The organism is Citrobacter sp. wls718 (genome assembly GCF_005280945.1).
GTDB classification, from domain to species: domain Bacteria; phylum Pseudomonadota; class Gammaproteobacteria; order Enterobacterales; family Enterobacteriaceae; genus Citrobacter; species Citrobacter gillenii.
On sequence record NZ_SZWV01000051.1, the window covers coordinates 157,803 to 158,588 of the forward strand.

Here is a 786-nt window from a genome sequence, read left to right on the forward strand (position 1 = left end):
ATTATATCTCGAGGTTTCGGCCAAGGGTTCTAAATACTGGCGTATGAAATACAGACGCCCCTCAGACAAAAAAGAGGATCGCCTCGCTTTTGGTGTTTGGCCTACGGTGACACTAGCTCAGGCAAGGGCAAAGCGTGATGAAGCTAAAAAGCTGTTAGTGCTGGGCATTGACCCAAAAGCCGAACAGAAAGAAGCTCAGGCCGAGAATTCGGGTGCATATACTTTCGAAACCATTGCTCGTGAATGGCATGCTAGTAACAAGCGATGGAGTGAAGACCATCGATCGCGCGTTCTGCGCTATCTTGAGCTTTATATTTTCCCTCATATCGGTTCTTCCGACATTCGCCAGCTCAAAACCAGCCACCTGTTAGCCCCGATTAAAAAAGTTGATGCTAGTGGTAAGCATGATGTCGCTCAGCGTCTTCAGCAGCGCGTAACGGGCATCATGCGTTATGCCGTACAGAATGATTACATCGATTCTAACCCGGCCAGTGATATGGCCGGTGCGTTATCGACAACCAAAGCGCGGCACTATCCAGCGCTACCCTCTAGCCGGTTCCCTGAGTTTCTAGCTCGTCTTGCGGCATATCGTGGCCGTGTGATGACACGGATCGCAGTCGAGCTTTCTTTGCTGACTTTTGTGCGTTCCAGTGAGCTACGTTTTGCGCGTTGGGATGAATTCGACTTCGATAAATCTCTTTGGCGTATACCTGCAAAGCGAGAAGAAATTAAAGGCGTGCGTTACTCGTATCGTGGCATGAAGATGAAAGAGGAGCATATCGTTCC

The 786-nt window shown here is 49.4% G+C and carries 1 protein-coding gene; it reads left to right on the forward strand.

Annotated elements, in window-relative coordinates; translation table 11 throughout:
* Positions 1-786, forward strand: a 786-nt coding sequence (locus FDW95_RS09925) for an integrase arm-type DNA-binding domain-containing protein (RefSeq protein WP_137363489.1), incomplete at both ends; no start/stop codon positions are given.